The following is a 24678-nucleotide window of genomic DNA, read 5'->3' as shown; positions in this document are numbered from 1 at the left end:
GGTGACATCATGAACACCGACTACCGCAAGCCGCTTCCCGGCACCGAGCTCGACTACTTCGATGCACGTGCCGCGGTCGAGGACCTCGCCCCCGGCGCCTACGCCGGGCTGCCCTACACCTCGCGGGTGCTGGCCGAGCAGCTGGTACGACGCTGCGACCCGGCGCTGCTCAGCGATGCGCTGCGCCAGCTGATCGAGCGCAAGCGCGACCTCGACTTCCCCTGGTACCCGGCGCGGGTGGTGTGCCATGACATCCTCGGCCAGACCGCGCTGGTCGACCTGGCCGGCCTGCGCGACGCCATTGCCGAGCAGGGCGGCGACCCGGCCAAGGTCAACCCGGTGGTGCCCACCCAGCTGATCGTCGACCACTCGCTGGCGGTGGAGCATGCCGGTTTCGAGGCGGACGCCTTCGACAAGAACCGCCAGGTGGAGGACCGCCGCAACGACGACCGCTTCCACTTCATCAACTGGACCAAGACCGCGTTCGAGAACGTCGACGTGATCCCGCCCGGCAACGGCATCATGCACCAGATCAACCTGGAGAAGATGTCGCCGGTGGTGCAGGTCCAGCCCGATGCCAGCGGCCGGAAGGTCGCCTTTCCGGATACCTGCGTGGGTACCGACAGCCACACGCCGATGACCGATGCCCTGGGGGTGATCTCGGTGGGCGTCGGCGGCCTCGAGGCGGAGAGCGTGATGCTCGGCCGCGCCTCGATGATGCGCCTGCCGGACATCGTCGGCGTGGAGCTGAGCGGCAAGCTGCAGCCCGGCGTGACCGGTACCGACATGGTGCTGGCGATTACCGAGTTCCTGCGCCGCGAGCGGGTGGTGGGGGCCTACCTGGAGTTCTACGGCGAGGGTGCCGAGGCGCTGAGCATCGGCGACCGCGCCACCATCTCCAACATGACGCCGGAGTATGGCGCCACCGCGGCGATGTTCTACATCGACGCCCAGACCATCGACTACCTGACCCTTACCGGCCGCGACGACGAGCAGGTGGCGCTGGTCGAGGCCTACGCCAGGCACACCGGGCTGTGGGCCGATAGCCTCGCCGAGGTCGAGTACGAGCGGGTGCTGCGCTTCGATCTCTCCAGCGTGACCCGCACCCTGGCCGGGCCCTCCAACCCCCACGCCCACCTGCCTACCAGCGAGCTCGCCAAGCGCGGTGTGGCGGTGGGGCTCGACGCCGCCCGCGCCGAGGAGCAGGCCGGCAAGCTGCCGGATGGCGCGGTGATCATCGCCGCCATCACCAGCTGCACCAATACCTCCAACCCGCGCAACATGGTGGCGGCGGGGCTGATCGCCCGCAACGCCAACCGCCTCGGCCTGATCCGCAAGCCGTGGGTGAAGTCGTCGCTGGCGCCGGGCTCCAAGACGGTCAAGATGTACCTCGAAGAGGCCGACCTGATGGGCGAGCTGGAGTCGCTGGGGTTCGGCGTGGTGGGCTATGCCTGCACCACCTGCAACGGCATGTCCGGCGCGCTGGATCCGGTCATTCAGCAGGAGATCATTGACCGCGACCTCTACTCGGTGGCGGTGCTGTCGGGCAATCGCAACTTCGACGGCCGCATCCACCCCTATGCCAAGCAGGCCTTCCTGGCCTCGCCGCCGCTGGTGGTGGCCTACGCCATCGCCGGCACTATCCGCTTCGATATCGAGAAGGACGCCCTGGGCGTCGACGCCGACGGCAATCCGGTGACGCTCAAGGATATCTGGCCCGACGACGCCGAGATCGACGCCATCGTCAAGCGGGCGGTGAAGCCGGAGCAGTTCCGCCAGACCTATATCCCGATGTTCGACCTGGACAAGAGCGCGGCGGCCAGGACCGAGCCGCTCTATGCCTGGCGCCCGCAGAGCACCTACATCCGCCGTCCGCCCTACTGGGAGGGCAAGATGTCCGCCGAGCGCAGCCTCAAGGGCATGCGGCCACTGGCGATCCTGCCCGACAACATCACCACCGACCATCTGTCGCCGTCGAATGCCATCCAGCTCGACAGCGCGGCGGGGGAGTACCTGGACAAGATGGGCGTGCCGGAGGAGGACTTCAATTCCTACGCCACCCACCGCGGCGACCACCTCACCGCCCAGCGCGCCACCCTGGCCAACCCCAAGCTGTTCAACGAGATGGTTCGCGACGACGCGGGCAAGGTGCGCCAGGGCTCGTTGGCGCGGATCGAGCCGGAGGGCAAGATAACGCGCATGTGGGAGGCCATCGAGACCTACATGGCGCGCAGCCAGCCCTTGATCATCATCGCCGGCGCCGACTACGGCCAGGGCTCGTCGCGGGACTGGGCGGCCAAGGGCGTGGCGCTGGCCGGCGTGGAGGCGATCGTGGCCGAGGGCTTCGAGCGCATCCACCGCACCAACCTGGTCGGCATGGGCGTGATGCCGCTGCAGTTCGAGCCGGGCACCACCCGCCACACCCTCGCGCTCGACGGCACCGAGGTGTATGACGTCGAGGGCGCGGCGGCGCCGCAGGCGACGCTGACCCTGGTGATCCACCGCTCCAGCGGCGAGACCCAGCGGGTGCCGGTGATCTGCCGCCTGGATACCGAGGAGGAGCTGACCATCTACACCGCCGGCGGCGTGCTGCAGCGCTTCGCCCAGGACTTCCTCGAATCCAGCGAGGGGGCCAACGCATGAGCCATACGCCGCAGATCCGCATTGCCGCGACCTACATGCGCGGCGGCACCAGCAAGGGGGTGTTCTTCCGCCTCGCCGATCTGCCGGCCGCGGCCCAGGCGCCCGGGCCGGCCCGCGATGCGCTGCTGCTGCGGGTGCTGGGCAGCCCCGACCCGTATCAAAAGCAGGTCGATGGCATGGGCGGGGCGACCTCCAGCACCAGCAAGGCGGTGATCCTGTCGCCGAGCGAGAGCCCCGACCACGACGTCGACTACCTGTTCGGCCAGGTCTCCATCGACACGCCCTTCGTCGACTGGAGCGGCAACTGCGGCAACCTCTCCGCCGCGGTGGGGCCGTTCGCCATCGCCAACGGCCTGGTCGACCCGGCGCGGATTCCCGCCGACGGGGTGGTCGAGGTGCGCATCTGGCAGGCCAATATCGAGAAGACCATCGTCTCGCGGGTGCCGGTCACCAACGGCCAGGTGCAGGAGACTGGCGACTTCGAGCTCGACGGGGTGACCTTCCCGGCGGCGGAAGTGCCGGTGGCCTTCATGAACCCCGCCGACGGCGAGGGCGCGCTGTTCCCCACCGGCAACCGGGTCGATGAGCTGGAGGTGCCGTCCGAGGTGGTGGCGGGCGGGCGCCTCGAGGCGACCCTGATCAACGCCGGCATTCCGACCATCTTCGTCAACGCCGCCGATCTCGGCTATACCGGCACCGAACTGCAGGAGGCGATCAACGGCGACCCGGCGGCACTGTTGCGCTTCGAGACGCTGCGCGCCCACGGTGCGCTGCGCATGGGGCTGATCAAGGACGTCAGCGAGGCGGGTAGCCGCCAGCACACGCCCAAGGTGGCCTTCGTGGCACCGCCGTCAGGCTATACCGCCTCCAGCGGCCGGCAGGTGGCGGCCGAGGAGATCGACCTGCTGGTGCGGGCGCTCTCCATGGGCAAGCTGCACCACGCCATGATGGGCACCGCGGCGGTGGCCATCGCCGCCGCCGCGGCGATCCCCGGCACCCTGGTCAACCTGGCGGCCGGCGGCAGCGAGCGCGACTCGGTGTGCTTCGGCCACCCCTCGGGCACGCTGCGGGTCGGCGCCAAGGCGAGCCGGGCGGGAGACGACTGGCGGGTCGAGCAGGTCACCATGAGCCGCAGCGCCCGGGTGTTGATGGAGGGGTGGGTACGGGTACCAGGTGAGGTGGCAGGCTAAACCGTGCCCAGCGCCCGGAAGCGCTGAATCCCTTCGCCGGGCGCGAAATCCTCCAATTCGAACAGCTGGCGCACCTCGATCTCGGCGTTGCCCCCTGGGCCGCCGGGGTTGGGGAAGCGCTGCGTCCACGCCAGCGCCTCCTCGCGTGAGGCGACCTTGATCAGGGTGTAGCCGGCAATCAGCTCCTTGGCCTCGCTGAAGGGGCCGTCGGTGAGCAGCTGCTCGCCGTCGCGGTACTCGATGCGCCAACCCTTGGCGCTGGGCTGCAGGCCCGAGGCGTCGAGCAGGGCGCCGGCATTGGCCAGCTGCTCGTGGAACTCGGCCATGGCGGCAACCATGCTGTCCTCCGGCATGGCGCCGGCCTCGCTCTCCTGGCTGGCCTTGACGATGATCATGAAACGCATGCGATCTCTCCTCGCTGGTGGGTACCCCCGTGTGTCGAACCTGGCCTTGTCGATTCGACAGCCTGCTGTGAGGTTTCAGCCCGGTTCCAGCAGGCGCGCCCCGCAGCCCTGCTCGGCAAGGGTGTCGCGCGGGTTGCGCAGCGGGCAGTCGTCCATCGACAGGCAGCCGCAGCCGATGCAGTGGTCGAGCTGGTCGCGCAGCTGGGTCAGACAGCGAATGCGTTCATCGAGAGTTTCCCGCCAGTTGGCCGAGAGGCGCTGCCAGTCGGCGGCGCTGGGGGCACGGTGGTCGGGCAGGGTGGCGAAGGCCTCACCCACCTCGGCAAGTGAGATGCCGGTGCGCTGGGCGACCTTGATGATCGCTACCCGGCGCAGCACGTCGCGGGTGAAGCGGCGCTGGTTGCCGGCGTTGCGGCGGCTGGCGATCAGCCCCTTGGCTTCGTAGAAGTGAATGGCGGAGACGGCCACGCCGCTGCGCGCGGCGACCTCGCCGACACTGAGTTCACGTGGGATGCTACGGGACATGCGATTTTCCTTGACCTGTAGTTTACTTGAGGTTTTACCCTGCTGGTCGCCTCAACACAAGGTGATGACATGTTCCGATTCTTCGAAAATCTGGTGAACCCCTATCCGCCTGGCGTGCCCGAGACGCCGCCCCGCGGGCTGGGTGCCTTCATCCTGCACTTCTCGCGGCCGGTGCTGCCGCTGCTGATCGTGATGTCGCTGCTCACCGCGCTGGTGTCGGCGGTCGAGGTGCTGTTCTTCAGCTATATGGGCGACCTGGTCGATTGGCTGGCGGCCGCCGAGCGCGAGGGCTTCTTCGCCGAATATGGCTGGCGCCTGGCCGGCATGGCGGCGCTGGTGGTGGTCGGCCTGCCGCTGCTGACGCTGCTGCAGTCGCTGATCACCCATCAGAGCATCTTCGGCAACTATCCGATGATCGGCCGCTGGCTGGCGCACCGCCATATGCTCGGCCAGAGCATGGCCTTCTATCAGGACGAGTTCGCCGGTCGGGTCTCGCAGAAGGTGATGCAGACGGCGCTGGCGATTCGCGAGACGGTGATGAAGCTGATGGACCTGCTGGTCTATGTGATCGTCTACTTCATCGGCGCCATGCTGCTGATGGGCAACGCCGAGCCGTGGCTGATGCTGCCGCTGGTGGCCTGGCTGGTCGGCTATATCGCGATCATGAGGGTGTTCGTGCCGCGCCTGCGCCAGGTCTCCATGGAGCAGGCCGACGCCCGCGCACGGATGACCGGGCGCATCGTCGACAGCTACAGCAATATCCAGACCATCAAGCTGTTTGCCGATACCCAGCGCGAGCAGCACTACGCCCGCGATGCCATGGAGGGCTTCATGGCCACGGTGCACCGTCAGATGCGCCTGGCCACCAAGCTGACGGTGAGCCTGACGCTACTCAACTCGCTGCTGCTGGCCGGGGTCGCGACCATCGCCATCGGCGCCTGGTACCTGGAGGCGGTATCGCTGGGGGTGATTGCGGTGGCCATCGCGCTGGTGATGCGCATCCGCTTCATGTCCAACTGGATCCTGTGGGAGGTGGCAGGACTGTTCGAGAATATCGGCACGGTGCAGGACGGCATCAATACCATTGCCCGTGAACCCGAGGTCAAGGACGCGCCGGGGGCCCGACCGCTCGAGGTGTCGCAGGGCGAGATTCGCTTCGATGCGCTGCGCTTCGGCTATGCGCGGCCGGACGGCGAGGCCCAGCGGGTTTTCGACGGCATGAGCCTGACCATCGCGCCGGGGGAGAAGGTCGGGGTGATTGGCCGCTCCGGCGCCGGCAAGTCGACCCTGGCCAACCTGCTGCTGCGCTTCTACGACCTGGAGGGGGGCCGCATCCTGATCGACGACCAGGATATTGGCGCGGTCACCCAGTCATCGCTGCGCCAGCAGATCGGCATGGTGACCCAGGACACCTCGCTGCTGCATCGCTCGCTGCGCGACAACATTCGCTACGGCAGCCCGCATGCCAGCGAGGCCCAGGTGCTGGAGGCAGTGCGCCGCGCCCATGCTGACAGCTTCATCGATGACCTGGTCGACGTGCAGGGCCGGCGCGGATTGGATGCCCATGTTGGCGAGCGCGGGGTCAAGCTCTCCGGCGGCCAGCGCCAGCGCATCGCGATCGCCCGGGTGCTGCTCAAGAATGCACCGATCCTGGTGCTCGATGAAGCCACTTCGGCGCTGGACTCCGAGGTCGAGGCGGCGATTCAGGAGCAGCTCTACACCCTGATGCAGGGCAAGACGGTGATCGCCATCGCCCATCGCCTCTCGACCATCGCCATGCTCGACCGGCTGGTGGTGATCGACGAGGGGCGTATCGTCGAGACCGGTACCCACCGCGAACTGCTGGCCGAGGATGGCCTCTATGCCGCGCTGTGGCGGCGCCAGTCAGGGGGCTTTCTGGGCGTGGATCTCGACGGTGAGAGGGCGCTCAGTCCGGCCGGCGCGCCATCAACGTGATCTCGACGCGGCAGCCCCCGAACAGTTTGGGGGACTGGGTGCAGGTGCGCGCCGGATAGTTCGGTCCCTCGAAGAATTCCGCGTAGATGCTGTCCATGTCGTGAATCTCGTCGAGGTCGGCGAGGTGGACATCGACTCTCACCACGTCGCTCATGTGCACGTTGACCATCTCCAGCATGCGCTGGAGCTCGCGCATGACGCGATGCGTCTCCTCCTTGATATCGCCGATATCGCCCTCGGTGCCGTGGATATCCGCGGCGGTCAGGCCGGAGACGAAGGCGTAGCGGTCGTCCATCACGATATGACTACCGGGAAAGTGCGGGCTTGGCAGGGTGGGGTCGTTGTGGTGCTCTGGCATGTGATCTCCTTATCAAAACAAGCACCTATACGACCCTCCCGGGCCCAAAGGGTTCCTGCCGTATCAGGCAGTGACTGCGGCGTTCTCTGCCATCTCGGCGGCAGGCTGAAGCTGGGGATGCCACGGCTCGGCAGTGGGTAAGTTCTCGATCCGCATACGTTCGACGACGAAGTCGACGAAGGTGCGCACCTTGGGAGAGATCAGGCGCCCTCCAGGGAAGACCGCATTCAGTTCAACCTCGGGTCCCTCCCAGCCATCCAGCACCCGCCGCAGCCGCTGCTCCTCCGGCCCCAGGCAGGCGACGATCTCGCTGGCCAGCATTATGCCTTGCCCCTCGACCAGCAGCCCGCGCAGCACAAAGGGATCGTTGGCGATGGCAATTGGGTCGATCTCTACTTCCACCTGACGCGTTCCATTATGTAACTGCCACAGGTAGCGCTGGCCGCGTTGGTCGGTGCACTTGGCCAGGGCGGGGTGGCGGGCCAGTTCCGCCGGTTCGCTTGGCTCGCCGTGCATGGCGATATAGCGGTCGCTGGCATAGACGAAGGAGCGGTAGCGTGCCAAGGGACGGGCTATCAAGGTCGAATCCGGCAGGGGCCCGACGCGCAGTGCAACGTCGATCTGATTGGTCACCAGGTCGAGACGATCGTTGGATAGCACCATCTCGATACGCACCTGGGGATAGCGCTCGTGAAACTCGCGTATCAGGTCCGAGGTGAACTCGGTGCAGAGGGTAAAGGGCGCCGTGACCCGCAGCCAGCCACGCGGACTATCTTCCAGGCTTTGCACGGCGTTCTCTGCCTGGTCGAGATCCTGGGCGATACGATTGCAGTAGTCGAAGTAAACGGCGCCTGCCTCGGTAAGGCTCAGGTTGCGTGTCGTGCGGTGCAGCAGTCGCGCGCCCAGGCGCTCCTCGAGCCCCTGTACCTTGCGGCTCACCGTTGTCTTGGAAAGATGCAGCTGCTTGGCCGCGGCGATAAAACTGCCTTGTTCTACCACCTTGGCGAAGATCAAGGCGTCGTTGAGATCCTGCAACATTGTCGCTGTCCTGTGCCGTGCTTGGGAGATGCCGCACGTTAACTGTCCCGTCAATGGGACAGTATTTCCCTGGTTGCCTGACTAATCAAGTTGTCAATAGGGCTTTATGGTGGCGCATTGCGTCAGGTTGCCGCGTGTCGATTCCCCGTCACATCAATCGACTGGTTAGCGTCCACGGCAATTCAACTGCCAGGCCCGACGAGAGTCGTCGGTGGATTTCGCCATTCCGAGTCGATAGAGGTCACTTATGAACGTCCACGAGATGTTCCAACCCACGGGTCTCCCCAGACGCCTTATGGTTACCGCCATGGCGGTGGGACTCCTGTTCCTGGCCGGCTGTGACAGCCAGGCCGACAGTGCGCAGCAGGCGCCGCCGCCGCCCCAGGTTAGCGTGGCCGATGTGGTGGTTGAGAGCGTGCGCTTCTGGGACGAATTCACCGGCCGTATCGAGGCGGTGGAGACGGTAGAGCTACGCCCGCGGGTGACCGGATATATCGACAGCATTCACTACACCGAGGGCCAGAGTGTCGAGGCGGGGGAGGTGCTGTTCGTGATCGACCAGCGTCCCTACCAGGCTGCACTGGCGCTGGCAGAGGCCGACCTGGAGCGGGCGCGTGCCCGCGCCGAGCTTGCCCGCAGCGAGGTCGCCAGGGCGGAGACCCTGGCGCAGAGCCGGGCCATCTCCCGCGAGGAGCTGGACCAGCGTCGGGCGGCAGCGGCCCAGGCCAATGCCGAGGTCCTTGCGGCGCAGGCGGCGCTCGACACGGCGAGCCTGGACATGGCGTTTACCGAGGTCCGCGCGCCGATTTCCGGGCGCACCGGCCGGGCCCTGGTGACCGTCGGCAACCTGGTCTCCGAGGCCACGCCGCTGACCAGCATCGTCTCGCTGGACCAGGTCCATGTGCACTTCTACAGCGACGAGCGGGCCTACCTGAACTACGACGCCATGGCCCGCAGCGGCGAGCGCGCGAGTTCCCGCGATGAGCGCACGCCGGTCCGCGTTGGGCTGGCCAGCGATGAGAGCTATCCGTACCCGGGCGAGGTGGACTTCGTCGACAACCGGCTGGACGCCGCCGCGGGCACCATCCTGATGCGGGCCGTGCTCGACAACAGCGAGGGGCGCTTCGCGCCGGGCATGTTTGCTCGGGTACAGCTGCTCGGCAGCGGCTCGCAGCAGGCCATCCTCATCGACGACAAGGCAGTGCTCACCGACCAGGACCGCAAGTATGTCTATGTGGTCGACGACGAGGGGATTGCGCAGCGCCGAGACGTGCAGCTGGGTCGCATGGCCGAGGGGCTGAGGGTCGTCGCGTCCGGTCTCGAGTCCGGCGACCGGGTGGTGGTGCGCGGCGCCCAGCGGATCTTCTTCCCGGGTATGGAAGTGGCAGCCGAAAGCGTCGACATGCGTGGGCCAACCGCCGGCGGCACGGAGCTCGCCGCCACTCGCTGAGCGTTACCACTCCAGTGCCAACCCTAACCCCTGAACGATGCCCCCAGGGCTGACGCTCTGCGTCTGCCCCGAGGCGGGAGCCTTGCCATGGATTTTGCGAAATTCTTCGTCGACCGGCCGATCTTCGCCGCGGTGCTGTCGATCCTGATCTTTATTGCCGGGGCGATCAGTATCCCGCTGCTGCCAATCAGCGAGTACCCGGACGTGGTGCCGCCTACCGTGCAGGTGCGGGCGGTGTATCCCGGCGCCAACCCCAAGGAGATCGCCGAGACGGTGGCCACGCCGCTGGAGGAGGCGATCACCGGGGTCGAGGACCTGATGTACATGAAGTCGGTGGCCGGCTCCGACGGGGTGCTGGCGATGACCCTGACCTTTCGCCCCGGTACCGACCCGGATGCGGCCCAGGTGCAGGTACAGAACCGGGTCAGCCAGGCGCTGGCGCGGCTGCCGGAGGCGGTGCGCCGCCAGGGCGTGACCACCGACAAGCAGTCGCCCGACCTGACCATGGTGCCGCAGCTGATCTCGCCGGACGGGCGCTACGACAGCACCTACCTGCGCAACTACGCGGCGCTACACGTTCGCGACGAGCTGGCACGCCTGCCCGGCGTCGGCCAGGCGATGCTGTTTGGCGCTGGCGACTACGCCATGCGGGTGTGGATCGATCCCGACCGCGCCGCCGCCAGGGGGCTGACCGCCGGCGATATACTGGCCGCGATCCGCGAGCAGAACGTGCAGGTCTCGGCGGGCCAGCTCGGCGCACCGCCGACGCCGCAGGCCTCGGACTTCCTGATCTCGATCAATGCCCAGGGGCGCTTGGCCAGCGAGGAGGAGTTCGGCGACATCATCGTGCGGGCCGGCAGCGACGGCCAGATCACCTACCTCTCCGATGTGGCGCGGCTCGAGCTTGGCGCCGCCGAGTACTCGCTGCGCTCACTGCTCGACAACCAGCAGGCGGTGGCGATTGGCATCTTCCAGGCGCCGGGCTCCAACGCCATTGCGCTGTCCGATGCGGTACGCGAGAAGATGGTCGAGCTGGCCGAGCGCTTTCCCGAGGGCGTGGAGCACGAGATCGTCTACGATCCGACGGTGTTCGTGCGCGACTCCATCAAGTCGGTGATCAAGACGCTGCTCGAGGCGGTACTGCTGGTGGTGCTGGTGGTGACGCTGTTCCTGCAGACCTGGCGGGCCTCGATCATCCCGCTGCTGGCGGTGCCGGTGTCGATCGTGGGTACCTTTGCGGTGCTCTACCTGCTGGGGTTCTCGATCAATACCCTGACCCTGTTCGGGCTGGTACTGGCGATCGGTATCGTGGTCGACGACGCCATCGTGGTGGTGGAGAACGTCGAGCGCAATATCGAGGAGGGACTGGCGCCGCTGGCGGCGGCCCACCAGGCCATGCGTGAAGTGAGCGGGCCGATCATTGCGATCTCGGTGGTGCTGTGCGCGGTGTTCGTGCCGATGGCCTTCCTGGAGGGCGTCACCGGCCAGTTCTATCGCCAGTTTGCAGTGACCATCGCCATCTCCACGGTGATCTCGGCGATCAACTCGCTGTCGCTGTCGCCGGCGCTGGCCGCGCTGCTGCTCAAGCCCCACGATGCGCCCAAGGACCGCCTGTCGCGGCTCATCGACTTGCTGTTCGGCTGGCTGTTCCGCCCCTTCAACCGCTTATTCGGCGCCAGCTCCGAGCGCTATCAACGTGGCGTGGGGCGCAGCCTGCGCCGGCGTGGCGTAGTGTTCGGCATCTATGTGCTGCTGCTGGCCGCTACCGGGCTAATGTTCCAGGCGGTGCCGGGCGGGTTCATCCCCACCCAGGACAAGATGTACCTGATCGGCGGCACCAAGCTGCCCGAGGGGGCTTCACTGGATCGCACCGAGGAGGTGGTCCGGCGCATGACCGAGATCGCCCTGGAGACCGAGGGGGTCGAGGCGGCAGTGGCGTTCCCCGGCCTCAATCCGCTGCAGTTCACCAACACGCCCAACTCCGGCACGGTGTTCTTCGGCCTGGAGGCGTTCGGCGACCGCCAGCGCAGTGCCGAGGAGATCACCGCCGAGCTCAACGGCAAGTTCGCCGCCCTGCAGGAGGCCTTCAGTTTCGCCTTCATGCCGCCGGCGATCCTGGGGCTCGGTTCCGGCTCGGGCTTCTCGCTGTTCGTGCAGGATCGCGCCAACCTCGGCTACGGCGAGTTGCAGAACGCCGTCGACGGCCTCAGCGGGGCGCTGGCACAGACCCCGGGGATGGGCTATCCCATCACCTCCTACCAGGCCAACGTGCCGCAGCTCGACCTGCACGTGGATCGGGTCAAGGCCAAGTCGCAGGGGGTGCCGCTCAGCGACCTGTTCGAGACCCTGCAGGTCTATCTTGGCTCGGCCTACGTCAACGACTTCAACCGCTTCGGCCGCACCTGGCAGGTGATCGCCCAGGCCGATGGCGGCTTCCGCCTGGACGTCGAGAACATCGATCGGCTGCGTACCCGCAACGCCTTTGGCGAGCTGGTGCCGATCGGCAGCATGATCCGTATCAACGAGACCTTCGGGCCGGATCCGGTGATCCGCTACAACGGCTATCCGGCCGCCGACCTGATGGGCGAATCCGACCCCCGGATGCTGTCGTCGAGCCAGGCGCTGGCGCTGGTCGAGGGCCTGGCGCCGGCGGTGCTACCCGCCGGTATGACCTTTGAGTGGAGCGACTTGAGCTTTCAGCAGGTCAACCAGGGCGGTGCCGCCCTGGTGGTCTTCCCGCTGGCGATCCTGCTGGTGTTCCTGGCGCTGGCGGCGCTCTACGAGAGCTGGACCCTGCCGCTGGCGGTGATCCTGATCGTGCCGATGTGCATGCTCTCGGCGCTGATCGGCGTGAAGTTCACCGGCGGTGACAACAATATCTTCGTCCAGGTGGGGCTGGTGGTATTGATTGGCCTGGCGTGCAAGAACGCCATCCTGATCGTCGAGTTCGCCCGCGAGCTGGAGATGCAGGGCCGCGGCATCGTCGAGGCGGCGCTGGAGGCCTGCCGCCTGCGCCTGCGGCCGATCATCATGACCTCGATCACCTTCACCGCGGCGGTGGTGCCGCTGATGCTGGCCGGTGGCGCCGGCGCCGAGGTGCGCCAGGCGCTGGGCACGGCGGTGTTCGCCGGCATGCTTGGCGTGACCCTGTTCGGCCTGTTCCTGACCCCGGTGTTCTACGTCGCGCTGCGCAAGCTGGTCACGCGTGGCCAACCCGACCCACGCGACGCGCAGCCTGTGGAGGGCGCCTACCATGCCTGATCTGGCCAAACCCATGAGAGCCATGCGACACCTGATGCTGTTGCCACTGACCCTGGCGCTGGCCGCCTGCGCGGTGGGGCCGGACTACCGTGCACCGGCGCTGCCCGAGGCCGCTGCCCTGGTGCGTGCCGAGGCTGGGCTGGTGACCCCCGAGGCGGTTGAGCGCGACTTCTGGCGCAGCTTCGACGATGCGCTGTTGAGCGAGCTGGTCGAGGAAGCCTTCGACTCCAACCACGACCTGCGCATTGCCCTGGCCCGCCACGACCGCAGCCTGGCCCTATTGCGCCAGTCGCGTCGCGACCTGGCGCCCAGCGTCACCGGCCAGGCCGGCGCCGCCCATCAGCGCGCCAGCGCCGACCAGATGCCCCAGGCGACGCGTTCGCAGCGTGATGTCGAGAGCTATGACGCCGGCGCCGCCGCGCTGTGGGAGCTCGACTTCTTCGGCCGCGTGCGGCGCAGCGTGGAGGCGCAGCAGGCGGAGGCGGAGGCCTCTGCGGCAGATGTGCGCGCCATGCAGGTGGTGGTGGTCGGTGAGCTGGTCGACCAGTACGTGCGCCTGCGCGGGCTGCAGGAGCAGCTACGGGTCGCCCAGGCCAACGCCGACAACCAGCGTGAGTCGCTGACGCTGGTGGAGTCGCGCCTCGAGGCGGGGCGCGGCACCGAGTTCGACAGCGTGCGGGCCCGGGCCCAGCTGCAGAGCACACTGTCGAGGATTCCAGCACTGGAAGGCGAGATCGCCGCCATCGTCCATCGCCTGGCGGTGCTGACCGGTCGCGAGCCGGGCGCGCTGATTGCGCGGTTGGAGGCGCCGGCAGCGCTGCCGGCGCTGCATGAGAAGGTGGCGATCGGCCTGTCCGGCGAGCTGTTGCGCCGCCGCCCGGACATCGCTGCGGCGGAGCGGCGTCTGCACGCCGCCACCGCCAGCATCGGCGTGGCTACCGCCGATCTCTACCCGCGCTTCACCCTCAGTGGCCTGCTCGGCACCCAGTCCGCCAGCACCGGCGATCTGTTCGGTCGCGACAGCGAGACGCGGCTGCTGGCGCTGGGGGTCGACTGGTCGTTTCTCGACAGCGGCCGGGTACGTGCGCGTATGGCCGCCGCCGATGCCGACGCCGAGGCCAACCTGGCCCGCTACGAGCAGACCGTGTTGCAAGCGCTGGAAGAGGCGGAGACGGCGCTGGCCCGCTATGCCCAGGCGCTGCGCGAGCGCGAGCATCTGGTTGAAGCCGCCGAGGCCAGCGCCGAGGCGGCGCGCCAGGCCCGCGAACGCTTCGAGGTGGGCGTCATCGACTTCCTGGAGGTCATCGATGCCGAGCGCTCGCTGCTGGAAGCCGAGGATAGCCTGGCGCGCAGTCACACGCGTTCGGCCACGGCGCTGGTGGGGCTCTATCGCGCGCTGGCGGGCGGCTGGCCGCAGCGTGCTTAAGGCCTCCAGCTCAGCGGATGCTGCGCCTTCAGCACGCCGTGCTCGTCCCAGTCCCGCCAGCCGCTGAAGGGAATCGTCGCAGCATCCTCGAGGCTGGGCAGCCGCTGGGCCCAGCTCGCTTTAGCGCTCTCGAGGTGCTCGCGGAATTCACCCTCGGCCTGGTAGCTGAGCCCGCCGCCCTGCACACCATAGACGACCTGCGGTGCCAGCACCTCCAGGCCCAGGTAGTAGAGCGAGCAGTGTGTCGGCCACATCAGCGTTGCCATGTCGCCGCCGCGCCCATGGCGGCTAAAGGCCGCCGCCGGCGAGCCGGTGGTCACCGAGCAGATCGCCCGCTTGCCCGCCAGGCGGCCACGGTCGTAGCGCATGCTGCCGGAGTAGAGTCCGCCGTAGACCATCACCCGGTCGAACCAGCCCTTGAGCATCGCCGGCAGCCCGTGCCACCACAGCGGAAACTGCAGGATGATCAGATCCGCACGCTCGAGCCGCGCGATTTCGCGCTGCACGTCGCCTGGCAGGGCCTGCTCCTTGAAAGCGTGTCGCTGTTCGGTGAGCGGCAGGAAGGTGTCGGGATCGACCCGTGCGGCATAGTGCGCCGGGCGCTCCACCGGATCGAAGCCTTCGGCGTAGAGATCCGAGACCTCGACATCATGGCCCTGGCGCTGCAGGGTTTCCACGGCGACCTCCTTGAGGGCGCCGTTGAAGGAGCGGGGTTCGGGATGGCAGAACACGATCAGCACGTTCATGGCGGAAACCTTTGAAGGAGTGTGTAGGTTCGAGGCTATGCTGTTCATTTATGATCGAACATTCCCTTTCCATGAGAAGTGACTTTGCATGAATGAACAGGGGCTGCAGTGGGATGATCTCAGGGTGATCCTGGCGATTGCCGGCGCAGGCTCGCTGGCGGGGGCGGCGCGCCGCATGGAGGCAAGCCATGCCACGCTATTTCGGCGCCTCAATGCCATCGAGGCACGACTTGGGGTCAGGCTGTTCGAGCGCTCTCGCACTGGCTATGCGCCTACGGCGGCCGGGGAAGACCTGGCCGCCGTCGCGGCGCGGGTCGAGAGCGAGGTGCTGGGGGCCGAGCGGCGGGTGGTGGGGCGCGACCTGCGCCTCTCCGGTACTATGCGTGTCACCACCACCGATACGCTGCTGATGGGGCTGCTGTCGCCGATCTTTGCCGACTTCCGGCGCGAGCATCCCGAGATCACCCTCGAGGTGGCAGTGTCCAACCAGCTGTTCAATCTCTCCCAGCGCGATGCCGATGTGGCGGTGCGGCCCGCGGCTGCGCCGCCGGAACACCTGGTTGGCCGCCCGGCGGGGCGTATTGCCCAGGCGGTCTATGCGCGTGGCGAAACGGCGCCAGATACCTGGGTCGGGCCGGACCGCCACCTGGGCTATACCGCACTCGACACCTGGATGGCCGATAGCGGCGCCAACCAGCGCTGCCGCTATCGCGTCGACACCATGCTGGGGATGTACGCCGCGGTGCGCGAGGGGGTAGGGAGGGCCGTGCTGCCCTGTTATCTTGCCGATGGCGACCCGGGGCTGACACGCATCGGTGAGCCGCTCCCCGAGCTTGCCACCGACCTGTGGCTGCTGACCCATCCCGACCTGCGGCGGGTGGCGCGTGTCAGGGCGTTCATGGCATTTATGGCCGAGGCGCTAGTGGAGCGAACTTCACAGCTGGCTGGCAAGCATGGCGATTAACGCGCTGCCCCGCTGCTGGGGCGATAGAACAGGAAGATGTCGGTCTCGGCGGTCAGTGGAAACGCTGCGGCCCAGTCCGGCTGCACACTGCGGTCGTGGAAATACAGTGCCCCGCCGGTTTGGTCGGGAAGCGTTTGGTTGAGGGCCTGGCGGGCGATCTCCTTGGCGATCTCGTAGGCGTCGTCCTCCACCACTTCATCTGCGCGGCCGTCACACCACCACGAGAATTGGCAAGGTCCCTGCTCAGAGCCGTCGGTAATCACTTCGCACACCGTATTGGGGAATCCTGGATGCGCCAGCCGGTTCAGGACCACGTGGGCAACGCCGGCTTTCTCCGCCTCGGGGTTGCCCTTGGCCTCCCAGTAGAGGGCGCGGGCAAGGCAGGTCAGCGGGTCTTCCAGCGCCGCTTGGCCGGCGGGATCCACGGCCTGGGCTTCGCCTGGCGTGATGGGGGCCTCGGGTGGTGTGGCCTCGACGTCCGGGGCGATGACCTGCTCCAGCACCTCGGCCTTGTCGAGGGCGGCCTGTGCCTTGGGCGAGGGCGAAGCGACGACTGCCGTGGCCGTGGCGAGTAGCGACGTGAACACGAACGCGGCAAGCAGGGCGGTCACGGGTGGTTGGCGCATGGGAGGATTCTCAGAGCGTGGACGCCGGGAGACGTCGCGGGTAAACGAAGTATAGTCCGGTGGCCGCACACCGAGCGTGCTGCCAAACTGAGTGTCGTTCAATCACGAAAGGAGTCGTTACCATGTCGTTTGGCTATCGAGCTACATGGCGTTGCCATCTTGCCGGCCTCGTTGTCTTGTTGCTGCTCGCCGGGTGTCAGACACAGCCGCCGGCACCGCCGGAGCAGGACCAGGCGGCCATCGATGTCATGCTGCAACTGGTTGATGAGCGCCTCGAGGTGGCGCCGCTGGTGGCGCAGTCGAAGTGGAACTCAGGGGCAGCCATCGAGGCGCCGGAGCGCGAAGCGCAGATCCTCGAGTCGGTGGCCGAGGAGGCGGTTGCGGCAGGCATCGATGAGAGCTTCGCCCGCGACTTCTTTCAGCAGCAGTTCGAGGCCAGCAAGCAGATTCAACGGCGGCTCCACCTGCAGTGGACCGAGGAGGGGCGCCCGCCATTCGCCGATCCGCCTGACCTCGGTGGAGAAGTACGCCCGGTGCTCGACCGCCTGACGCCGCAGATGATCGAGGCCCTGGCCGAGATGCAGCGCATCGCCGAGGTAGAGGGTGCAGGACACTACCTGCGCCAGCGCGCCGAGGTGCTGGTCAGCGACGATTTCGACGGCGAGCCGCGTAGCGTGGCACTGCAGCCGCTGAAGGATAGGATGCCGTGACTCCGCTGCCCGACGAGGCCCAGGCCGCCTTCGACATCGTGAAGCGCGAGCTGGGCGATAGCGTCGTCGGTGTCTATCTGTTCGGCTCGGCGCTTGCTGGTGGGCTGCGCCCCAGTAGCGACGTTGACGTGCTGGCGATCATCGGCCGGCCGCCTGATGAACGGGTGCGTCGGCGCATTGTCGAGTCGCTGAAGGCGGTGTCCGGCGCCCCTTACGACGACGGTACGCCCAGGCCGCTGGAGGTGACGCTGCTGTGCCGGCAGGCAGTGGTGCCCTGGCGCTACCCGCCGCGCAGCGAGCTGGTCTATGGCGAATGGCTGCGGGAGGCGTTCGCGCAGGGCCGCATTCCGCCGGCGGCAGCCGACCCCGACCTGGCGGTGGTGCTGACCACTGCCAGGCAGCAAAGCCTGGCTCTGTGCGGGCCCAAGTTGGCAGAGCTGATCGCGCCGATTCCCGAGGCTGACCTGCGACGCGCAATCATCGATTCGCTGCCTGGCCTGATAGATGGCCTCGAGGGCGATGAGCGCAACGTGCTGCTGACCCTGGCGCGAATGTGGATGACCCTGGAAACGGGGCAGATCGCCCCCAAGGACGAGGCCGCCGCCTGGGCGCTTGAGCGCCTGCCCCTGGAGCATCGCGACGCACTGGCGTTGGCGCGACGCGCCTATCTCGAAGGGGGCGGGGACGACTGGGCGCCGCGCATGTCGCAGGTGAAAGCGCTGGCGGGTTATATGCAGCGAACCATTGCTTGACCTGCCGCAGGCATGTTGGGCTAGTCTCTTAGCACGCTCATTTTTAGGTTCAAGAAGGAGTACGCCATGAAAGTCGTGACACTGCGCAGCCCTGGTGGGCTGGACCAGCTGCAAGTCGTCGAGCGCGATGCGCCCGGCGAGCCGGGCCCGGGCGAGATCCGCGTGGCGGTGAAGGCAAGCTCCCTCAACTTCCACGACTATGCCGTGGTCGCCGGCATGATCCCCACCGACGATGGCCGCATCCCCATGTCCGACGGGGCGGGCGTGGTCGAGGCGGTGGGCGAAGGCGTCGAGGAGTTCGCGGTGGGCGATGCGGTGGTCTCCACCTTCTTCCCCTACTGGCTCGACGGCCCTGCGCGGGTGGCGGATTTCAAGACCACCCCCGGCGACGGCGTCGACGGTTACGCCCGCCAGCAGGTGATCCGCCCGGCCACCTGCTTTACCCACGCGCCCAAGGGCTATAGCCACGCCGAGGCCGCCACCCTGACGACGGCGGGCCTCACCGCCTGGCGCGCGCTGGTGGTGGACGGCAACCTCAAGGCCGGCGATACCGTGCTCACCCTGGGTACCGGTGGCGTTTCGATCTTCGCCCTGCAGTTCGCCAAGGCGATGGGCGCGCGGGTGATCTCTACCTCCTCTTCCGATGAGAAGATCGAGAAACTCAAGGAGCTCGGTGCCGACCACACCATCAACTACAAGACCGACCCGGAGTGGGGCAAGACGGTACAGGCACTGACCAACGGGCGGGGTGTGGATCACGTCATCGAGGTCGGCGGACCCGGCACTCTGCCGCAGTCCATCGATGCGGTGTGCATCGGCGGCCATATTGCGCTGATCGGTATCCTGACCGGCCGCGGTGGCGAGGTGCCGACCATCAAGCTGATGGCCAAGCAGGCACGCTTGCAAGGGCTGATCGTCGGCAGCCGCGCCCAGCAACAGGAGATGGTGCGCGGTATCGAGGCCATCGGCGTGCGCCCGATCATCGACAGCACCTTCGAGCTGGAAAAGATCGCCGATGCCTTCCGTCACGAAGAGGCGGGTCGCCACTTCGGCAAGATCTGCCTGTCTTTCTAGCCTGGCGGCAAGGGTACGGTTATCTGGAGCTTGCCAGCACCGAGGAGATGAACTCCCCCTTGGCCTGGGTATAGGCTTCGCGATCTTCATGGTGGCTGGCGGCGAGCTCGCGCTTGAGCGCGGCGTAGCGAGTGGCCAGCACCGGGTCTCGGCGCAGAGCGTCTCGGAAGGCGAGTCGTTGTTGCCATAGTTCGCCGTCGTGCACCACTACATGCAGGTGGTGGGTACGCCGGCCGTTGGCGTGGCGCATGAACCAGCGACGGTCGCTCAGGCCGGCGTTGAACTCAATCGAGGTCACGTAGCCGTAATCGAGAATGGGTTCGAACAGGGCGTCGGCCATGGCCATGGAAGCGACCCCGGCCATGACGTCGATGATGGGCTTGGCCGGCATGCCGGGCACGGCGGTACTGCCGATATGCTGCACGTCGAGCAAATCGGCGTGGAATCGCTGCAGCAAGCGGTCGTGTTCGGCGGCGTAGCGGGCCGGCCAGGTGGAATCGTACTCCACCAACTGCACTGGCTCGTCAATGGCCTGCTGCAGCGACTGGGCGTCGTTCATGGGACTCCTTAATCGCCGAGTGCCCATTTGACTGCTTCCTCGGCGTGAATGGCCTTAGCTGCTAACTCGCTGGGCCGCTTGCTCAGGTTTCGTACTCGTCGTGGCGGCGGTTCCACACGTAGGGCGGTGTCTGCGGCCAGCCCGCCGGTGAGTCCTCCCAGCTCTCCTGGCGACCGTAGGGCGTCAGATCCAGGTAGGACCACAGGCTGCCGAGGTACTCCACGCCGCGTTTGCCGCTGAAGTAGGTCCGATAGATACGCTCGTCGTCGCGCACAAAGACGCTGATGCCATGCCGCTCGCCACGATCGGTGTCGGGAGCATGACAATTGCAGCTCGTCACCCCCATGTCCTGGTTGAAGTCGCTGCCGAGCGACGAGTACCACGTCGGGTGCTGCCAGCCCATGCGTGCCTGATAGCGTAGAAGCTTTTCCCTCGGTGCACGGGAGACCAGCACCATGCTGGTGTCGCGGGCGTGCAGGTGGGCGGGGTGAGTCATGGCGTCCACCACCCAGGAGCAGCCGTCGCAGCCGGCCTCCCAGTCGGGGCCGAACATGAAATGGTAGACGATCAGCTGGCGGCGTCCCTCGAACAGGTCGATCAGGGTGGTGTTACCCTGTGGCCCATCGAACACGTAGTCGGCGCTCACCTCGACCATCGGCAGGCGGCGGCGGGCGGCATTGAGCCTGTCGCGTTCCCTCGTGTGAGCCTTCTCGTGGGCGATCTGTTCGTCCAGAGCGCTGCGCCATTCTTCTTCGGAGACGATGGGGGGCAGGGCCAGGGGTGCCATGATGTTCTTCCTCTCAGGCCAGGTTGAGTTGCCACGACACGCCGAAGCGGTCGCTGAGCCAGGTAAAACGAGTGCTGAAGCCGTAGTCGTCGGGTGGCATCAGCGTCTCGCCATCCGCCCCGAGCTGCTCACGGAGGCGCTCGAACTCTCCGGCGCTTTCGCACTCGACGAACAGCGATATCGAAGGCGTAAACGTGAAGTCGTGCTTTACCGGGCTGTCGATGCAGGTGTAGCGCCTGCCTGCGAGGGTGAATTCGGCCTGCTTGACGCTGCCTTCCGACCCTGGCTCGCCCGGGCCATAGCGCTCGAGCCGGACGATCTCGGCCTCCTCGAACAGCGAGACATAGAACCTGATGGCCTGCTCGGCGTTGCCGTCGAACATCAGCTGCGGGGTGACATGATGAGGCATCGGTACTCCTCCTCCAGGCGCTCGAAGGTGGGCCAGAAAGGGGCGGGGCGGCGGCCCTCCAGCACGCCTTCCAGAACGGTGAGATGGGTATGCCAGCCGCCGGCCACGTTGACCATGGTGTCGTCGTCGGCGAGACGACGATGGGTCACCGCCAGGCGTACCTGATCGCCGATCTCGCTGAGTTCGAAGGTCACCTCCGATGGGGCTTCGTTGCCCCCGCCCCAGGTCCAGGCAAGCACGTGGGGTGGTTCGCAACGCAGCACCTGGTGCTGCGTCGTGAAGCCGCCGTCGTACGGGCGAAAGCGCTCCGTGGGCGGCGTCTTGTCGGGCGTCAGTTGGCTATTGTGGAAGTGCAGTGCGAAGGCGCTACCTGCTCGCGTTTCCATGGTGCCGGGGGCGAGCCACTGGCCACGCTTGTCGGATTCGGTGAGGAAGGCCCAGACTCGTTCGATGGGCCCCGGCAGCAGGCGCTCGAAGCGGATGCTGTCCTCGGCAATCTTCTCTCCGTAGCCGGTGTTACTCATTGTCCCTCCCCCTCATCCGACAATTTGTCATGGGGCTCGGCCTTCATCGCCGCTTCCAATGCGTTCAGGCGCTGGCTCCAGAAGCCTTCGTAGACGCTTAGCCACTCTTCCGCGGCCGCCAGCGGCTGCGGTTGCAGTCGGCAGAAGTGGGCGCGTCCTTCGATGCGCCGCTCCACCAGCCCTGCCTGCTCCAGCACGCGCACGTGCTTGGAAACGGCAGCCAGTGACATGGGGAACGGCTCGGCCAGTTCGCCGACCTTGCGCTCACCGGCTGCCAGCCGCTCGAGCAGCAGGCGGCGGGTGGGGTCGGCCAGGGCGTGGAAGACCCGGTCCAGATGCGTTTCATTAGATTCAACCATATGGTTTAGATAGCGGGTTGTCGATACCTTGTCAACCACATGGTTGAATATTTCTAGAAGCGCGTATCGCCAATGGCCGGCATCACCACTTCCCTGACGTAGGTGTTCGGCGACAGCGCCAGCAAAGTGCGAACCAAATGGACCACGTCGTGAAGCGGAATGGACGCGCCCTCGTCGCGTTGGGCTGCGCGCTCGAGGGGCACGGCAAGGTCGTCTTCGGTATTGAGATAGCCGAGCTGCAAGCAGGTGACCGCCAGGCCCTGGTCACGAAAGCCCTCGCGCAGCGCCTCGGCGATGCCGCGCAGGGCGAACTTGGTGGCGCTGAAGGTGACCTCCGGCCTGCCGTGGCCTGGTAGCGCGGAGGTCGAGCCGGTGAGGATGATGCGTGGGGCGGCGGAGCTCAGCAGCGCGGGAAGCAGCGCCTGGATCAGCAGGATGGCCCCGCTGACGTTGACCGTGACCATGCGCTGGATCTCTGCGGGGCTGTCTGCCAGGAAGTGGTAGTCCGGCTCGAAGGCCCGGCTTTCCCACAGCCCCAGGTTATAGATCAGCACATCCAGCTTGCCCCCTGCCATCGCCTTGGCCACCTTGGCGGCCGCCGGCTCGGGCGAGGCCAGGTCGGCGGCAATCCACTCGATGTCGATGCCGGCGCGCTCGATCAGCCTCGTCGGCACGCTGCGCGATACGCCGATCAGACTATCGCCGCTGTCGCCCAGCCCTTCGATGAAGGCTCGACCCAGCCCCTGGCTCGCACCCACGATCATGATTCGCATCTGCTGTCTCCTCGCATATCGGCGAGCCGGTTGTCGGCTCGTTCGTCAGTGAGGCTAGTTCCTGGACTTCACTTGAGGTCAAGCGTCGTGGGGACAGGCAGATACGCGGGCGTTGATCTAGACAGGCCGGCCGCCTTGCATCAGTGCACCTGCCCATGGAAGGGCCTCGGGATACTCGTCGCAATCCAGGATGAACTCCTGTCCGCGCGCCGCGGCGTTGAGCTCGGTGTGGTTGGCGTGCTGGCGCCAGCGCTGGTGGTTGGCGTGATAGGTCAGGGGCGTACGGCCAGCGTGTGGGTAGCACCACAGGGGCAGCCGCCACTGGGAGACCCGCGTTGCCTGCGCTGCGGTCAGCTGTCGCTGAGTCGCAAAATGGGAGAATACCCCGGCGCGGGATACGCCATCTTCCTGGCCTCCGCTGGCCGGTTGGGCGCGGGCCAGATAGAGCACGTTGTTGGGGGCGTCCTGGCGCTGAAAATGGGGATGATAGGCTGCCCAGCGATAATCATCTGTGCGGGCCGCGCTTACCGACACCACTGAAGCGACCTGCAGCCAGCCCCAGATCACATGCCGGGGCCTCGAACCAGGCACCCAACGCCAGCCACTGGCATGACGTTCGACGCGCCGAAACAGGCCGAAAAAGAGAAACAGGTCCCCCGGGCCGACGCCGTGGTTGCGCAGATGCCCCTGGGCCTGGCCGCTCTGACCGAAGAGCGGTCGCCAGCCGGGCGCCCGCGGCAGCATCTCGGGGATCAGGTCGGGGTCGAGGTGGGCGCCATGTTCTGCCGTGATCTTGCCGCGGGTGAGCGGCTCGACCAGCCGGCTTAGCGGCGCGCCGTCGAAGTTGATATCCGCATAGTGAATCGTCGAGGCAGCATCCGGGATCGGCAGTGCGAGCAGCCGGCCATCCGGCAAGATGGGGCTGGGCACGCCGCCGGCCGAGGAGTCGAAGCCCTTGCGGCTTAGGATCAGTTTCACCTTCTCTCCTATGCCGGGAATAAAGGCGCTATGGGGACGTTATTGAATGCGAGGGGGGCGTTCACTCTCACGTAGCGTCAAGACTTCATAGCCATCCGCTGTTACTGCTATCGTATGCTCCCACTGGGCGGATAGCATCTTGTCGCTGGTGACCACGGTCCAGCCGTCGCGCTTCGATTTCACCTTGGCTTTGCCTTGATTGATCATCGGCTCGATGGTGAAGGTCATACCCTTCTGAAGCACCAAGCCTTTTCCGGGCTGACCATAATGCAGAACCTGTGGCTCCTCATGCATCTCTCTGCCAATGCCGTGGCCACAGTAATCTCGGACTACGGAATATCCGTTTGCGGTGGCATGCTGCTGGATCGCATGCCCGACATCGCCGAGAGTCGCCCCGGGCTTCACGGCCCTGATGCCCTGCCACATGGACTCGTAGGTGCTATCCACCAGACGCTTCGCGGCCGGTGAAATGGTACCGATCATATACATCTTGCTGGAATCGACGATGAAACCACCCTTTTCGAGAGTGATGTCGACATTGACGATATCGCCGGATTTGAGGTGTTTCGTCGCCGATGGCATGCCATGGCAGACGACATGATTCAAGGAGGTATTGAGTACGAAGGGGAAGCCGTACTGCCCCTTGCTGGCGGGGCGTGCCTGTAGGGTATGCGTGATGTACTTTTCCGCTAGGTCGTTGATCTGCATGGTCGACACGCCTGCCTCGATATGGGCATCGAGGTAGGCGAATACCGAGGCGAGTAATCGACCCGAGTGGCGCATCAGGTCTAGCTCATCGGGTCCTTTGATCACGACGTCACTCATGGATGACCCGCTGCGTATCTACCGAGGCCATCCGCAACTGTTCTTGCATGATGTCGTGGAATGTCATCTCGGGATGGGTTTCGGCGAGCATGCCAACCTTTATCCAATACTCAGCCTGAGCATTGATGGAGCGGAGCATGGGAGTGCTGGCCTTGCGGATCTGATCATGCAGCTCATCGCTGATTTTTACGATTCCCATTGGATCACCATTATACGATTAATATATGAATCGTATATTTTTGGATGGTGAATTTCAAGCAGCTGGCCATTCGCGAGAATGGCGCTGGGTACGCCGCCGGCAGAGGAGTCGAAGCCCTTGCGGCTTAGGATCAGTTTCATGG

At 66.3% G+C, this 24678-nt stretch carries 26 protein-coding genes; 10 read left to right on the top strand and 16 right to left on the bottom strand.

Features of this window, described 5'->3' with window-relative positions; translation table 11 throughout:
* The first annotated feature begins 9 nt into the window (after positions 1-9).
* Both acnD and prpF read left to right on the top strand, forming a co-directional pair.
* Positions 10-2643 (top strand): Fe/S-dependent 2-methylisocitrate dehydratase AcnD, encoded by a 2634-nt coding sequence (acnD, locus tag QC821_RS10130; RefSeq protein ID WP_309720529.1) that lies wholly within the window; start codon positions 10-12, stop codon positions 2641-2643.
* Positions 2640-3833, top strand: a complete 1194-nt coding sequence (gene prpF / locus QC821_RS10125) for a 2-methylaconitate cis-trans isomerase PrpF (RefSeq protein ID WP_309720526.1) — start codon at positions 2640-2642, stop codon at positions 3831-3833. The genes acnD and prpF overlap by 4 nt, the downstream gene beginning before the upstream one ends.
* On the opposite strand, the gene QC821_RS10120 is transcribed toward prpF, so the two are convergent.
* Both QC821_RS10120 and soxR read right to left on the bottom strand, forming a co-directional pair.
* Positions 3830-4237: a YciI family protein gene (locus QC821_RS10120; RefSeq protein ID WP_076748616.1), complete on the bottom strand. Its 408-nt coding sequence runs from the start codon at positions 4235-4237 to the stop codon at positions 3830-3832. The genes prpF and QC821_RS10120 overlap by 4 nt on opposite strands.
* Before the next feature lie 75 nt (positions 4238-4312).
* Positions 4313-4762, bottom strand: a complete 450-nt coding sequence (gene soxR, locus QC821_RS10115; protein ID WP_095621882.1) for a redox-sensitive transcriptional activator SoxR — start codon at positions 4760-4762, stop codon at positions 4313-4315.
* Between the two features lie 69 nt (positions 4763-4831).
* Between soxR and QC821_RS10110 the strand changes: the two genes are divergently transcribed.
* On the top strand, positions 4832-6718 hold the full coding sequence (locus tag QC821_RS10110; protein ID WP_309720518.1) for an ABC transporter ATP-binding protein: 1887 nt from the start codon (positions 4832-4834) through the stop codon (positions 6716-6718).
* On the opposite strand, the gene QC821_RS10105 is transcribed toward QC821_RS10110, so the two are convergent.
* Together QC821_RS10105 and QC821_RS10100 are read right to left on the bottom strand one after the other, a co-directional pair.
* Positions 6690-7076: a RidA family protein gene (locus tag QC821_RS10105; RefSeq protein WP_309720516.1), complete on the bottom strand. Its 387-nt coding sequence runs from the start codon at positions 7074-7076 to the stop codon at positions 6690-6692. The two genes, QC821_RS10110 and QC821_RS10105, sit on opposite strands and share 29 nt — an antisense overlap.
* Positions 7077-7139: 63 nt before the next feature.
* Entirely contained in the window at positions 7140-8114 is a 975-nt protein-coding gene (locus QC821_RS10100; protein ID WP_309720513.1) for a LysR family transcriptional regulator, read from the bottom strand.
* A 295-nt stretch (positions 8115-8409) separates the two neighbouring features.
* Between QC821_RS10100 and QC821_RS10095 the strand changes: the two genes are divergently transcribed.
* The 3 genes from QC821_RS10095 to QC821_RS10085 all read left to right on the top strand — a co-directional run bounded on the left by QC821_RS10095 (position 8410) and on the right by QC821_RS10085 (position 14251).
* Positions 8410-9564, top strand: coding sequence for an efflux RND transporter periplasmic adaptor subunit (locus QC821_RS10095; protein WP_422720102.1), 1155 nt, complete (start codon positions 8410-8412; stop codon positions 9562-9564).
* 87 nt (positions 9565-9651) lie between these two features.
* Positions 9652-12825 (top strand): efflux RND transporter permease subunit, encoded by a 3174-nt coding sequence (locus tag QC821_RS10090; protein ID WP_309720508.1) that lies wholly within the window; start codon positions 9652-9654, stop codon positions 12823-12825.
* A gap of 22 nt (positions 12826-12847) precedes the next feature.
* Positions 12848-14251 (top strand): TolC family protein, encoded by a 1404-nt coding sequence (locus tag QC821_RS10085; RefSeq protein WP_309720505.1) that lies wholly within the window; start codon positions 12848-12850, stop codon positions 14249-14251.
* Here the strand turns inward: QC821_RS10085 and QC821_RS10080 are convergent.
* On the bottom strand, positions 14248-14997 hold the full coding sequence (locus QC821_RS10080) for an NAD(P)H-dependent oxidoreductase (RefSeq protein ID WP_309720503.1): 750 nt from the start codon (positions 14995-14997) through the stop codon (positions 14248-14250). The genes QC821_RS10085 and QC821_RS10080 overlap by 4 nt on opposite strands.
* A gap of 88 nt (positions 14998-15085) precedes the next feature.
* Between QC821_RS10080 and QC821_RS10075 the strand changes: the two genes are divergently transcribed.
* A complete protein-coding gene (locus tag QC821_RS10075; RefSeq protein WP_309720501.1) occupies positions 15086-15961 on the top strand; it encodes a LysR family transcriptional regulator in 876 nt (291 codons plus the stop codon).
* Here the strand turns inward: QC821_RS10075 and QC821_RS10070 are convergent.
* A complete protein-coding gene (locus QC821_RS10070; RefSeq protein WP_309720498.1) occupies positions 15958-16587 on the bottom strand; it encodes a cell wall hydrolase in 630 nt (209 codons plus the stop codon). The two genes, QC821_RS10075 and QC821_RS10070, sit on opposite strands and share 4 nt — an antisense overlap.
* 122 nt (positions 16588-16709) lie before the next feature.
* On the opposite strand from QC821_RS10070, the gene aroQ reads away from it, so the two are divergent.
* The 3 genes from aroQ to QC821_RS10055 all read left to right on the top strand — a co-directional run bounded on the left by aroQ (position 16710) and on the right by QC821_RS10055 (position 19123).
* A complete protein-coding gene (gene aroQ / locus QC821_RS10065; protein WP_309720496.1) occupies positions 16710-17297 on the top strand; it encodes a gamma subclass chorismate mutase AroQ in 588 nt (195 codons plus the stop codon).
* Positions 17294-18049: an aminoglycoside adenylyltransferase family protein gene (locus QC821_RS10060; protein ID WP_309720494.1), complete on the top strand. Its 756-nt coding sequence runs from the start codon at positions 17294-17296 to the stop codon at positions 18047-18049. The genes aroQ and QC821_RS10060 overlap by 4 nt, the downstream gene beginning before the upstream one ends.
* A gap of 66 nt (positions 18050-18115) precedes the next feature.
* Positions 18116-19123: a zinc-dependent alcohol dehydrogenase family protein gene (locus QC821_RS10055; protein ID WP_309720491.1), complete on the top strand. Its 1008-nt coding sequence runs from the start codon at positions 18116-18118 to the stop codon at positions 19121-19123.
* A gap of 19 nt (positions 19124-19142) precedes the next feature.
* On the opposite strand, the gene QC821_RS10050 is transcribed toward QC821_RS10055, so the two are convergent.
* The 10 genes from QC821_RS10050 to QC821_RS10005 all read right to left on the bottom strand — a co-directional run bounded on the left by QC821_RS10050 (position 19143) and on the right by QC821_RS10005 (position 24676).
* Positions 19143-19682, bottom strand: coding sequence for a GrpB family protein (locus tag QC821_RS10050; RefSeq protein ID WP_309720488.1), 540 nt, complete (start codon positions 19680-19682; stop codon positions 19143-19145).
* 82 nt (positions 19683-19764) lie between these two features.
* A complete protein-coding gene (locus QC821_RS10045) occupies positions 19765-20469 on the bottom strand; it encodes a DUF899 domain-containing protein (RefSeq protein WP_309720485.1) in 705 nt (234 codons plus the stop codon).
* Positions 20470-20482: 13 nt separating this feature from the next.
* Positions 20483-20878, bottom strand: coding sequence for a VOC family protein (locus tag QC821_RS10040; RefSeq protein ID WP_309720482.1), 396 nt, complete (start codon positions 20876-20878; stop codon positions 20483-20485).
* Positions 20851-21402 (bottom strand): SRPBCC family protein, encoded by a 552-nt coding sequence (locus QC821_RS10035; protein WP_309720479.1) that lies wholly within the window; start codon positions 21400-21402, stop codon positions 20851-20853. Before QC821_RS10035 ends, QC821_RS10040 begins: the two co-directional genes overlap by 28 nt.
* Positions 21399-21761 (bottom strand): ArsR/SmtB family transcription factor, encoded by a 363-nt coding sequence (locus QC821_RS10030; RefSeq protein WP_309720476.1) that lies wholly within the window; start codon positions 21759-21761, stop codon positions 21399-21401. Before QC821_RS10030 ends, QC821_RS10035 begins: the two co-directional genes overlap by 4 nt.
* 53 nt (positions 21762-21814) lie before the next feature.
* The gene (locus QC821_RS10025; RefSeq protein WP_309720473.1) at positions 21815-22534 is read right to left on the bottom strand and encodes an SDR family NAD(P)-dependent oxidoreductase; all 720 of its coding nucleotides are present in this window, start codon (positions 22532-22534) and stop codon (positions 21815-21817) included.
* 117 nt (positions 22535-22651) lie between these two features.
* Positions 22652-23512 (bottom strand): Nmad3 family putative nucleotide modification protein, encoded by an 861-nt coding sequence (locus QC821_RS10020; RefSeq protein WP_309720470.1) that lies wholly within the window; start codon positions 23510-23512, stop codon positions 22652-22654.
* A 39-nt stretch (positions 23513-23551) separates the two neighbouring features.
* Positions 23552-24337, bottom strand: coding sequence for a type I methionyl aminopeptidase (map, locus tag QC821_RS10015; RefSeq protein WP_309720467.1), 786 nt, complete (start codon positions 24335-24337; stop codon positions 23552-23554).
* Positions 24330-24536 (bottom strand): ParD-like family protein, encoded by a 207-nt coding sequence (locus QC821_RS10010; RefSeq protein WP_309720465.1) that lies wholly within the window; start codon positions 24534-24536, stop codon positions 24330-24332. The genes map and QC821_RS10010 overlap by 8 nt, the downstream gene beginning before the upstream one ends.
* Complete coding sequence (locus tag QC821_RS10005; RefSeq protein ID WP_309720461.1) at positions 24524-24676, bottom strand: Nmad3 family putative nucleotide modification protein; 153 nt, start codon at positions 24674-24676, stop codon at positions 24524-24526. The genes QC821_RS10010 and QC821_RS10005 overlap by 13 nt, the downstream gene beginning before the upstream one ends.
* Between the last annotated feature and the right edge of the window lie 2 nt (positions 24677-24678).

Origin of the sequence: Franzmannia qiaohouensis (genome assembly GCF_031451695.1) — a bacterium.
GTDB lineage: Bacteria > Pseudomonadota > Gammaproteobacteria > Pseudomonadales > Halomonadaceae > Franzmannia > Franzmannia qiaohouensis.
Note: the sequence above shows the minus strand (reverse complement) of the source record. Positions and strands in the feature narration are given on the sequence as shown.

Excerpts from the sequence above, each read along its gene's own strand:
- QC821_RS10030 (WP_309720476.1), bottom strand. The coding sequence starts at position 21,761 with ATGGTTGAATCTAATGAAACGCATCTGGACCGGGTCTTCCACGCCCTG.
- QC821_RS10005 (WP_309720461.1), bottom strand. The coding sequence starts at position 24,676 with ATGAAACTGATCCTAAGCCGCAAGGGCTTCGACTCCTCTGCCGGCGGC.
- acnD (WP_309720529.1), top strand. The coding sequence starts at position 10 with ATGAACACCGACTACCGCAAGCCGCTTCCCGGCACCGAGCTCGACTAC.
- QC821_RS10080 (WP_309720503.1), bottom strand. The coding sequence starts at position 14,997 with ATGAACGTGCTGATCGTGTTCTGCCATCCCGAACCCCGCTCCTTCAAC.
- QC821_RS10110 (WP_309720518.1), top strand. The coding sequence starts at position 4,832 with ATGTTCCGATTCTTCGAAAATCTGGTGAACCCCTATCCGCCTGGCGTG.
- QC821_RS10105 (WP_309720516.1), bottom strand. The coding sequence starts at position 7,076 with ATGCCAGAGCACCACAACGACCCCACCCTGCCAAGCCCGCACTTTCCC.
- QC821_RS10045 (WP_309720485.1), bottom strand. The coding sequence starts at position 20,469 with ATGGCACCCCTGGCCCTGCCCCCCATCGTCTCCGAAGAAGAATGGCGC.
- aroQ (WP_309720496.1), top strand. The coding sequence starts at position 16,710 with ATGTCGTTTGGCTATCGAGCTACATGGCGTTGCCATCTTGCCGGCCTC.
- prpF (WP_309720526.1), top strand. The coding sequence starts at position 2,640 with ATGAGCCATACGCCGCAGATCCGCATTGCCGCGACCTACATGCGCGGC.
- QC821_RS10100 (WP_309720513.1), bottom strand. The coding sequence starts at position 8,114 with ATGTTGCAGGATCTCAACGACGCCTTGATCTTCGCCAAGGTGGTAGAA.
- QC821_RS10035 (WP_309720479.1), bottom strand. The coding sequence starts at position 21,402 with ATGAGTAACACCGGCTACGGAGAGAAGATTGCCGAGGACAGCATCCGC.
- QC821_RS10075 (WP_309720501.1), top strand. The coding sequence starts at position 15,086 with ATGAATGAACAGGGGCTGCAGTGGGATGATCTCAGGGTGATCCTGGCG.
- soxR (WP_095621882.1), bottom strand. The coding sequence starts at position 4,762 with ATGTCCCGTAGCATCCCACGTGAACTCAGTGTCGGCGAGGTCGCCGCG.
- QC821_RS10095 (WP_422720102.1), top strand. The coding sequence starts at position 8,410 with ATGGTTACCGCCATGGCGGTGGGACTCCTGTTCCTGGCCGGCTGTGAC.
- QC821_RS10120 (WP_076748616.1), bottom strand. The coding sequence starts at position 4,237 with ATGCGTTTCATGATCATCGTCAAGGCCAGCCAGGAGAGCGAGGCCGGC.
- QC821_RS10090 (WP_309720508.1), top strand. The coding sequence starts at position 9,652 with ATGGATTTTGCGAAATTCTTCGTCGACCGGCCGATCTTCGCCGCGGTG.
- QC821_RS10070 (WP_309720498.1), bottom strand. The coding sequence starts at position 16,587 with ATGCGCCAACCACCCGTGACCGCCCTGCTTGCCGCGTTCGTGTTCACG.
- QC821_RS10085 (WP_309720505.1), top strand. The coding sequence starts at position 12,848 with ATGCGACACCTGATGCTGTTGCCACTGACCCTGGCGCTGGCCGCCTGC.
- QC821_RS10055 (WP_309720491.1), top strand. The coding sequence starts at position 18,116 with ATGAAAGTCGTGACACTGCGCAGCCCTGGTGGGCTGGACCAGCTGCAA.
- QC821_RS10040 (WP_309720482.1), bottom strand. The coding sequence starts at position 20,878 with ATGCCTCATCATGTCACCCCGCAGCTGATGTTCGACGGCAACGCCGAG.
- QC821_RS10025 (WP_309720473.1), bottom strand. The coding sequence starts at position 22,534 with ATGCGAATCATGATCGTGGGTGCGAGCCAGGGGCTGGGTCGAGCCTTC.
- QC821_RS10050 (WP_309720488.1), bottom strand. The coding sequence starts at position 19,682 with ATGAACGACGCCCAGTCGCTGCAGCAGGCCATTGACGAGCCAGTGCAG.
- QC821_RS10010 (WP_309720465.1), bottom strand. The coding sequence starts at position 24,536 with ATGGGAATCGTAAAAATCAGCGATGAGCTGCATGATCAGATCCGCAAG.
- map (WP_309720467.1), bottom strand. The coding sequence starts at position 24,337 with ATGAGTGACGTCGTGATCAAAGGACCCGATGAGCTAGACCTGATGCGC.